At 38.7% G+C, this 7508-nt stretch carries 6 protein-coding genes; 4 read left to right on the top strand and 2 right to left on the bottom strand.

Annotated features, from left to right (window positions below; all coding sequences use genetic code 11):
• Window positions 1–190: 190 nt before the first annotated feature.
• Entirely contained in the window at window positions 191–730 is a 540-nt protein-coding gene (locus tag QSE00_RS24785; RefSeq protein ID WP_286107961.1) for a serine O-acetyltransferase, read from the top strand.
• Window positions 731–785: 55 nt separating this feature from the next.
• On the opposite strand, the gene ltrA (QSE00_RS24780) is transcribed toward QSE00_RS24785, so the two are convergent.
• Window positions 786–2102: a group II intron reverse transcriptase/maturase gene (gene ltrA, locus QSE00_RS24780; RefSeq protein WP_286107960.1), complete on the bottom strand. Its 1317-nt coding sequence runs from the start codon at window positions 2100–2102 to the stop codon at window positions 786–788.
• 641 nt (window positions 2103–2743) lie between these two features.
• Between ltrA (QSE00_RS24780) and QSE00_RS24775 the strand changes: the two genes are divergently transcribed.
• On the top strand, window positions 2744–3268 hold the full coding sequence (locus tag QSE00_RS24775; protein WP_286107959.1) for a hypothetical protein: 525 nt from the start codon (window positions 2744–2746) through the stop codon (window positions 3266–3268).
• A gap of 109 nt (window positions 3269–3377) precedes the next feature.
• Here the strand turns inward: QSE00_RS24775 and ltrA (QSE00_RS24770) are convergent, their stop codons facing one another.
• A complete protein-coding gene (gene ltrA / locus QSE00_RS24770; RefSeq protein WP_286107958.1) occupies window positions 3378–4640 on the bottom strand; it encodes a group II intron reverse transcriptase/maturase in 1263 nt (420 codons plus the stop codon).
• Between the two features lie 909 nt (window positions 4641–5549).
• Here ltrA (QSE00_RS24770) and QSE00_RS24765 point away from each other — a divergent pair.
• Both QSE00_RS24765 and QSE00_RS24760 read left to right on the top strand, forming a co-directional pair.
• Window positions 5550–6449 carry an endonuclease/exonuclease/phosphatase family protein gene (locus QSE00_RS24765; RefSeq protein ID WP_286107957.1) on the top strand — a complete coding sequence of 300 codons (900 nt, stop codon included), beginning with the start codon at window positions 5550–5552 and terminating at the stop codon, window positions 6447–6449.
• 629 nt (window positions 6450–7078) lie between these two features.
• A complete protein-coding gene (locus tag QSE00_RS24760) occupies window positions 7079–7441 on the top strand; it encodes an NAD(P)H-binding protein (RefSeq protein WP_286107956.1) in 363 nt (120 codons plus the stop codon).
• Window positions 7442–7508: the final 67 nt, after the last annotated feature.

Raw genomic sequence — 7508 nt, 5'->3', positions numbered from 1 at the left:
TGGGATAAAATATAACGGATTCAATCCCCATAGCATTATAAGCGCAAAACCGACACCGCATAGTTCAACGGCGGATTAAATCAAACTGCGCCGTTGGCTTACATGATTTAATCCTATAATGTTATGGGCAAATTAATAATGAGTTTTCCTAAAATAAGTTGACTAAAAAACAATTTTAATTGAATTAAAAATGAAAGAAATAATAAGAGCAGATTTATTTCGCTATGGCGGACAGACAAAAATTTCGAAAGGTAAAAGAATTGCAGGGTTTCGCTATATGTACTTTTTACGTAAAGCTTCTAAATTTAAAAAAATGTCAGTTTTAGGAATTTATTACAGGTTAATTATTCGTAAACTTGGATATAAATATGGGTTTCAGATTCCAGTTACAACATCAATCGGAGAAGGATTTTATATCGGACATTTTGGAACCATAGTCATAAATGGAAAAGCAAAAATTGGAAAAAATTGTAATATCGCTCATTCAACTACAATTGGTCAAGCAAATCGTGGAAGATTAAAAGGTTATCCAACAATTGGAAACAAAGTCTGGATTGGAACAGGTTCTGTAATCGTAGGAAATATTAGAATTGGAAATAATGTATTGATAGCGCCCAATTCATTTGTAAATATAGATGTCCCTGACAACTCATTGGTAATTGGTAATCCCGCTAAAATTATTAATAAAGAAAATCCAACAGACGGATATATAAATAACATTCTAAACTGAAAATCAGCCCATAATTGAGTAGACGGCTCCGCCATTGACTGACGGAGTGCGCCTCTCACACCACCGTACGTACGGGTCTCGTATACGGCGGTTCGTAAATTGATGGGTTCAATTCCATGTAAAGCCTTAACATTGCTTGGTAGCCCCTTTGTTGAAGTCTTTTGAGGGTAATAGTGGAGTTCAAAATTGGACTCTGGGCTACTGCCCAACCTCCTTTTCTTGTTCTACTCCACGCATAGGCATGGTCTTGGTCTACGCCCAATCGGATTAGGTTTTTCCTTTTCCGCTCGGACTTCTTCCAATCTGTCCAGATACAATAACGTAAACGATTCCTGAGCCAACCATCCAGATCACGTAGTTTGCCATGGATACTTGTCCCTCGAAAATAGTTCAGCCATCCCCGTTGGATTTCGTTTATCTTGGCAACCCGCTCATCAAAACTCATGGGCTTGGTTTTGGCGGTTATTGTCTTTACCCTCATTTTTAAACTCTTCCATGCTTTTTCGCTCACTACCAATTGATATTTGCCCTTCTCTCCTTTGATGTAGGTAGGTACGAAACCAAAACCCAGGATGGTGAACTGCACAGGCTTCCTTACGCCACTTTTCTCTCGGTTCACCTTGAGCTTGAGCTTCGTCTTTAGATACTTTGAGATTGCTCCCATCGTTGCCGTTGCATCACTTCTTCGTCTGGTGTAGATACTGAAATCGTCAGCATAGCGAACGAACCGAAGTTTCCGTCTGGTGAGTTCTTTATCCAGCTCGTTGAGCAGGATGTTGGACAGTAACGGACTGATCGGACTTCCCTGTGGGACGCCTTTTCTCCTCTTTTGTAACTTGCCGTCGATTTGTATCGGTACCCGTAACCATTTGCGTATCAATTGGAGCGTAATTGGGCATTTTACCTTTTGGTAAAGCAGGTTCAGGAGCAGGCAATGGTCTACTTCATCGAAAAATGTCTTTAGGTCTATATCTACGATAAAACCATACCCCTCATGGATATATTCCAGAGCCTTGCCAACTGCTTGGCGGGCATTTCTGTTGGGACGGAATCCATAACTATAGGCACTGAAACCATTTTCAAATTTAGGCATCACAACTTGTGATACCGCTTGTTGGAGCAACCTATCGGTTACTGTTGGGATTCCCAAAAGACGGGATTTCCCGTTTGGCTTGGGAATTTCCACACCAAGAATGGCTTGGGGCCTGTACTTTCCTTGTTTTACCCTTTGGAATATGTGCAACTTGTTCTCTCGCAGATACACTGTGAGTTCCGTTGTTTTCATTCCATCGATTCCTGAACTGCCTTTGTTCACAATTACTTGTTCAAGGGCTTTTTGCAGATTGTAGGGATGTAGTACTTGTCCAATCATTTTTGGTTTACATTTCCTTTTCCTGTCTTCGTTGCAGAGGGCTATCTCGCGATTCCTTTCCGCATTGAAGACCAATTTACGTTCGGTCCTTCCTTTGCTTGTGAGACCTCGGGTTTATCCATCCGCTCGTTTCCGCAAAGTACTATGACCTCTGCTGACTTCTCAACTGTGCCATCCCGTGACTGTTGAGACCTCCCCAGGTAATGACATCTTCTTTCCCCCGATTCCTGCCGTATCTACATTAATGCACTTTTGGTACTTTTTGGGCGTTGCAATGATGTGCTTGCTTACCCGTGCTTAAATGCCTCTTATACGGTTCCTGTTCGTCAGTACCGGGTTTTGTAGTCCTGCTTCCTTCAGTCCTGACCTCACGGTCAGCAACCTTGCAGCTTACTAATGGTTCAGGGCGTTACCCCTGCCCATAAGGGACTTGCACCCTATAGATTAATTAACTACATTTCTGTAGTTAAAAGATGCCCATGCTGGGCACACACAATGTATATAAAAAATAGGCGAAGTATCAGTAAAACCAAGTGTTTTAGCTCGTGTCAAACTTTGTACTTAACCGAAAAGTTCGTGATTCGTAATCGCCTACTTTTCATATACTAACCGTTGGCAAACATATAAAAACGAAAATCAGATTGAACAAAATTCCCGGAATAAAAATTTTAATTGCATTACCAATTTTGTTTATGGTATTTCTCTTCCTTTTAAGTAGACCTTGGGATAATCGCACTATGAAAGAAGTTTATTTGGAAAAATATCAAAATCAAAAAATCGGAATTGTTGAAAAAACTGAACTTTGGAAAGGCTGCGGACTTAATATAGAATTTGAAAACTCGGATAGAAAATATATTTCTTTTAAAAAAGATACCGCTTCATTTTCGGTTGGAAATGATTGTGAAATTAATGAACAAATACACCGACAGGATTACTTTCAAAAAATGCCCAAAAGCAATAAATGCTTTATTATCAGAAAGGACAGTATAATGTTATTTGATTGCGAAACTGATTTGGACTTTATCATTGAAAAATTTAAAATTCCAATATCTGAAATCAATGGTTGGAACTTAGATAAAAATTATGAATGGTTTAAAATGCCATACAAACCAGTTGAAAAATATCTGAATAACAAACTATACGAAAAATATAAATCTAAAAAATAAAAATACGTTTGCCAATCGAGTAGACGGCCGTGAGCAGTAAAACCCACGGTGCGCCTCTCACACCACTGTACGTACGGGTCTCGTATACAGCGGTTCGACAATGAAACAATCACCGATTGTAGTATTCGGTTAGACTAACATAACCCCTCTTTTTAAATCTGCTAACAGTGATAGTCGTTCTAAGTATAGGGCTTTGAGCAACTGCCCAGCCACCCATTCTTGTTCGACTCCATGCATAGGCTTGTCCTTGTTTAATACCCAAGCGAATGAGGTTCTTCCTTTTTCTTTCGGGTTTCTTCCAATGATGCCATATACAATACCGTAAGCGGTTCCTTAGCCATTCCTCCAACTTTTTAAGTTTAGCCTGAATGGATGCCAATTTGAAGTAATTAATCCAGCCTCTGGTCAAGAGTTTGATGCGGTGTATCCGTTCATCGAAGCTTACAGGGACTGTCTTTCTGGTGAGATATTTAAGCTTTGCTTTAAATTCCTTCCATTTGGACTTACCCACTACAAGTTGATACTTCCCTTTTTCGCCTTTCTTGTAGGTTGGTACGAAACCATAGCCTAGCACATTGAACGATGAAGGTCTGCGGATACCGCTTTTCTCCCTGTTGATCGGGAGTTGGAGTTTGTCGCGCAGGAATTGGAAGATACTGTTTCCAACCCTTTTTGCGGCTTGTTTACTTTTGACATAGATACTAAAGTCATCAGCATATCTTACGTAACGATGTCCTCGCTTTTCCAATTCCATATCCAGCTCATTGAGTAGGATGTTGGACAGCAAAGGGCTTAAAGGCGAACCTTGCGGAACTCCTTTGGTTCGTTTGTGCAGTTTGCCTTTGATATGTATTGGTGCTCTAAGAAATGAGCGCAATAGTTTCAAGGTGGCTTTACACTTCACCTTTTTATAAATCAACTCTAACAATACATAATGTTCAACTTCATCAAAGAATGATTTCAAGTCGATATCCACTATGTCTTGATATCCTGAATTGATATTGGCAAGGCTTTGTGTAATAGCTCCATGTGCATTGCGCTTGGGGCGGAATCCATAACTATGCTCTTGAAAGTCTGTCTCGAATATAGGTTGCAACACTTGATGTAATGCTTGTTGATATACCCTGTCCACAACTGTTGGAACACCAAGTAGTCTGGTTTTACCATTGCTCTTGGGTATCTCTATCCCCAATATTGGTGACACCTGATAAGTCTCTCCTTCTATCTGTTCGGTATATTGCTTTCCGTAAGCTTTTAGGATAGATTTAAGTTCAGTTACCTGAACTCTATCTACTCCTGCTGCCCCTTTGTTGCGATACACTTGCAAATAGGCTTGGTTTAGATTCGCTTTGTTTGTTAATTGTTCGATCACTAATACTAAAATCGTTTTGCTGTCTCGCTTAATCAAAGGCTACCGTTCCACTGGAAGACTATCCGTAGCATAAAACTGCTCCTTTGTTTATTAAAGACCATTATCGTTCAGTCCTTCATCCCAATTCAGGTATTGGAACTACTATGACCTCGGCTGACTTCTCCATATAGCTACACGTAGCTTGGGAGACCTCCCCAGGTAATGGCATCTTCTTTCCCCCGATTCCTGCCGTATCTACATACTTACCCTTTAGTTATCCTTTAGGGCGTTGCAATGATGTGCTTGCTTACCCAAGTAAATATGCCTCATATACGGTTCCTGTTCGTCAGTACCGGGTTTTGTAGTCCTGCTTCCTTCACTCCCTATCTCACGACAGACCAGCTTGCAGCTTACTAATGGTTCAAGGCGTTACCCCTGCCCATAAGGGACTTGCACCCTATAGATTAATTAACTACATTTCTGTAGTTAAAAGATGCCCATGCTGGGCACACACAAAGACGTGTATAGCTCATTGCGGCTGGATTCCTAATCGGAATTCATTGCAATTTGCTATCTTTCGGTTACGGCGGAAAATCATAGCTGATTTTGGCAACAAGCCATACACAAAACCGTTGGCAACAATTTTGACCCGTCCTGAATAAAGGCTACATAAATTTAAACATTAAGTTCATAAATGACAACGTAATTAGACGGTATTCCGAATCTTTTATATTGAAAATTTTAGACGAACTTACAACCGGAAAACTAAACAAACATCAACTAGGTAAAGCTTACGATATTGCTGAGTGCCGACAAACATGATAATTTTTAACTTACATTTGCAACCTAGTATCATCAAAAACTTGCAACGCTTTATTCCATTAAAAGATTGAATCCAATCTTTGTTATTAACAAATTGAACCTAGTCAAATGAAAAGAAGAGAATTCATGACAAAATCAACAGTTCTGGCTACTTTGATACTAGTGGTAACTGCAATAATTTCATGTAAGCCTAAAAATAAACAGAAAGTTGATCCAAAACGACCTGAGGCATCTGTTGAAATAAAGTTGGCTGCTTATAATGTTCTTTTTGGTAACTGGGGAACTCCTAAACAAATAGGTAAAATGTTTAAACCGTATAATCTTGATATAATCTGTTTTTCTGAAGTTCCGGATGGCGAATGGACTGCTAAAGTAGGAAAAGAACTGGATATGGATTATACCTATGTTGGAAAGATCTCTTCTGCTAACCATAAGGATAAATTTAAATCGATCTTAAGCCGTACCCCACTCTATAATCTGCATGAAATCGAAATAAATGCAGTAGGCTGGGCACCGGCATCGATGGTTGGAGGAGAAACTAAAATTCAAGGAGAAACTGTTTTAGTTTATTCTTTACATATTCCAGGGCGGCCTTCTTTTTCAGATACAGCCAATGGCTCTGCTTCCGAATTTATTGCAAATCAAGTGCTTCCTGAAATTAAAAATGAAAGATTCGTAATAATGGGCGACTTCAATAACCTTATAGGCGATGCTCCTTTGAACTTATTGGAGCAAAATGGAATGCAAAATATATGGAACGATTTGAATATAAATGCGCAACATAGGAGTACGCATCAACATATTGAAACTGGGGTTGAAAGTGGAGTAATTGATCATATCTATTACAATACAAAGATTAAGGCAAAGGTTTACGACGGTGGAATTATAATGGATGCTTATAATCCGAAGGATGAGGATAAATCAATGCCGAGATATAAGTTAGAATGGAAAAAATATGGTAAACCCCTTTCCGATCATCGACCAATTTGGGCTGCTATAAGGTGGTAATTTTATTTTGTCGAAAACAAGCAATTTTGTAGGCTCTGTATCATGCGGCTGAATTAGGAGAGATGATAATAGAGGCTGTGAAAGAGCTTTAAATAAATCTATATACCAAGCTAAAATATTAAACAGCTTATTCAACATTCTGATAGACGAATACAATACTGTAGCAATGTATACACTCAAATTTTAAAGAGAAACAAAATTAATATTAGTATGACAGAAGAAAGCCATTGTTACTAAAATGCAATTAAATTGTACAACAACAAAAGATTACATTTATTTTTTGGATTATAAAACACCTAATTACGTGCATCAATATGCCGCTAAATTGAAAATTACGCGTCAGCGAAATATTCAAAATTAGCTTTGGACAAAACAAAAAAAGCAAAACAATAAGCTTTAGCTTCGTGCACAGACGGAAACTGGCCAGCGCGCCAACTCGCCCACTGCTATCGCAGATGTCGTACCTCCGCACTACTCATAGCTCAGACCGTTAGCTGTAATGCTAAAAAACAGCGCGCTAATCAACAAAACACAGTCATTTATCCGATTTGGCTGATAGAAAGATAGATTTGACTACATAACTATCGTTTAACTCTTTCACCTTTGTACTTTACTTATAAAACTGGGAAATGAATCAAATATTAGTTACTGGTGCAACTGGAGAATTGGGTACTACAGTTATTGAAACTTTACTTAAAACCATGAAACCCGAAAATATTTCGGTCCTCACAAGAACAGAAGAAAGAAAAACCGAATTCGAACAAAAGAGATTAAATGCTTTTATTGGTCAATATAATGATGTTAAATCGCTTGAAAAAGCGATGGAGTTCGTAGATACCGTTTTACTCATTTCTTCAGGAGACCAAGGCGATAGAATGCAAGAACATAAAAACGTTATTGATACAGCAAAAAAGAAAGGTGTTCAAAACATTGCATACTGGCTATTTCGGAGTTATGACGCCACCATTTTCGGTCAAATTGCGCCACTTTGAAAGATCTTACAATTATAAAAAAAATTTAGGTTTATATACTCTTTAAAGTTCCTTTTCTTAATGATTC

Source organism: Arenibacter flavimaris (assembly GCF_030291335.1).
Lineage (GTDB): Bacteria > Bacteroidota > Bacteroidia > Flavobacteriales > Flavobacteriaceae > Arenibacter.
The sequence above is the reverse complement of the archived record's forward strand: the minus strand, read 5'-3'. Positions and strand labels throughout refer to the sequence as shown.

Bases quoted from the DNA above. Each gene is read 5' to 3' on its own strand.
- QSE00_RS24785 (WP_286107961.1), top strand. From the start codon at position 191: ATGAAAGAAATAATAAGAGCAGATTTATTTCGCTATGGCGGACAGACA.
- ltrA (WP_286107960.1), bottom strand. From the start codon at position 2,102: ATGATTGGACAAGTACTACATCCCTACAATCTGCAAAAAGCCCTTGAA.
- QSE00_RS24765 (WP_286107957.1), top strand. From the start codon at position 5,550: ATGAAAAGAAGAGAATTCATGACAAAATCAACAGTTCTGGCTACTTTG.
- QSE00_RS24760 (WP_286107956.1), top strand. From the start codon at position 7,079: ATGAATCAAATATTAGTTACTGGTGCAACTGGAGAATTGGGTACTACA.